Here is a 1,553-nt window from a genome sequence, read left to right on the forward strand (position 1 = left end):
GGGAGGGCCAATGATTGCGGCCAACGTGCCGCCAGGACTCAAGCAGGTCAATCACGCCCACGTCATAGGAGCGATGCTTTCGCCACAAACTCAATCGTCGTCCTGGACAAGCGAAGCGCCGATCCAGGACCCATTACCCCAGGGAGTGGTTTTGCGATGACCCGTGGTTATTGGTCTCGCGCCACAACCTCTCCCTGGGGTAATGGGTCCTGGCTTTCGCCAGGACGACGCCGAATGTTTGGAAGCGGCGTGGCCTCACACCATGCCTTCGGCCACCACCATGTAGTTCACGTCCATGTCCGACGAGAGAGCCCATTTGTCGGCGAAGGGGCTGTAGACGACGCCGGTCTGCTCGGTGATGACGAGGCGGTTGTCGAGCAGGTATTTCGTCAGCTCGTCGGGGGTGACGAACTTGTTCCATTCGTGGGTGCCGCGCGGCAGCCAGCGCAGGACGTATTCGGCGCCGATGATAGCGAGCGCGAAGCTCTTCCAGTTTCGGTTCAGCGTCGAGACCACCATCAGCCCGTTCGGCTTCAGCATCGACGCGCAGCGCTTCAGGAAAACGCCGACATCGACGACATGCTCGACCACTTCCATCGCCAGCACGATGTCGAAGCGCTCGCGCGGGTCGATCTCTTCGATCGTGGTGCAGCGATAGTCGATCGACAGATGCGCCTTGTCCGCGTGCAGCTTTGCGGCGGCGATGTTGCTGACCGACGGATCCACGCCGATGACCTGCGCGCCGAGTCGCGACAGCGGCTCGCACAACAGGCCGGCGCCGCAGCCGATGTCGAGCACGCGCAGGCCGCCGAGGCAGTTGAGGCTGCGCACGTTGCGCTCGAACTTGCGGCAGGCGGCGTCGCGGATGTAGCCGAGCCGCAGCGGATTGATCCGGTGCAGCGGGGCCATCTTGCCGTTGGGGTTCCACCACTCGGCCGAGAGTTTTGAGAATTTCGCGATCTCGGCGGCGTCGACGGTTGAGCCCGGCTGGGCGCTGTCGGTTGCGGAAGTATTTTGCTGCATGCTCATCGTTACGCGCGGTCCTACCGCGTGGTGATCGAACTACGGAAGGCGAGCGGCGAGTCGATGGTCTTGATGGTCTCGATCCCTTCGCCGACGCCACGAATGGTCACGTCGCCGTAGTTGAGAATTCGTCCAAGAATGGTCTGATCGACATCGACGCTCTCGACCTTGTCCAGCGCCATCTCGAAGGTGCGGCGCTTGATGAACCCGGTCTTGTGCACAACCCTGAGATTGGTGACATCGGTCTCGGTGGTCCAGCGATGGAACCAAGCCTTTACGGTCCAGTACAGCGCCCCCAGAGCCGCCAGGCCGGCCCCGACGAGACAGAGCAGCACGAGCCCTTCGACAATGGTTTGCCGGGACAGGACGAACAGGATCAGGGCCACGATCCAGGCCAGGATGGCCGGAAAATAGAAGATCCAGTGCGCATTGGTCGAATACAGCACCCGCTCGCCGGGCTGGAGAATCTCGTCGATATAGCGCGCCATAATCTCGATTAACCCATTGCCCGGATTGGCCCCTGTCGCTTA

Annotated in this window: 2 protein-coding genes; both read right to left on the bottom strand. The window is 61.9% G+C overall.

Going from position 1 to position 1,553, the window contains the following annotated elements:
* Positions 1 to 255 precede the first annotated feature (255 nt).
* Positions 256 to 1,029: a bifunctional 2-polyprenyl-6-hydroxyphenol methylase/3-demethylubiquinol 3-O-methyltransferase UbiG gene (gene ubiG / locus QCM77_RS45795; protein WP_280097121.1), complete on the bottom strand. Its 774-nt coding sequence runs from the start codon at positions 1,027 to 1,029 to the stop codon at positions 256 to 258.
* Positions 1,030 to 1,043: 14 nt separating this feature from the next.
* Positions 1,044 to 1,511 carry a PH domain-containing protein gene (locus QCM77_RS45800; protein ID WP_279664756.1) on the bottom strand — a complete coding sequence of 156 codons (468 nt, stop codon included), beginning with the start codon at positions 1,509 to 1,511 and terminating at the stop codon, positions 1,044 to 1,046.
* Positions 1,512 to 1,553 lie beyond the last annotated feature (42 nt).

It is taken from the genome of Bradyrhizobium nivariense (genome assembly GCF_029846695.2).
Lineage (GTDB): Bacteria > Pseudomonadota > Alphaproteobacteria > Rhizobiales > Xanthobacteraceae > Bradyrhizobium.

Excerpts from the sequence above, each read along its gene's own strand:
- ubiG (WP_280097121.1), bottom strand. The coding sequence starts at position 1,029 with ATGAGCATGCAGCAAAATACTTCCGCAACCGACAGCGCCCAGCCGGGC.
- QCM77_RS45800 (WP_279664756.1), bottom strand. The coding sequence starts at position 1,511 with ATGGCGCGCTATATCGACGAGATTCTCCAGCCCGGCGAGCGGGTGCTG.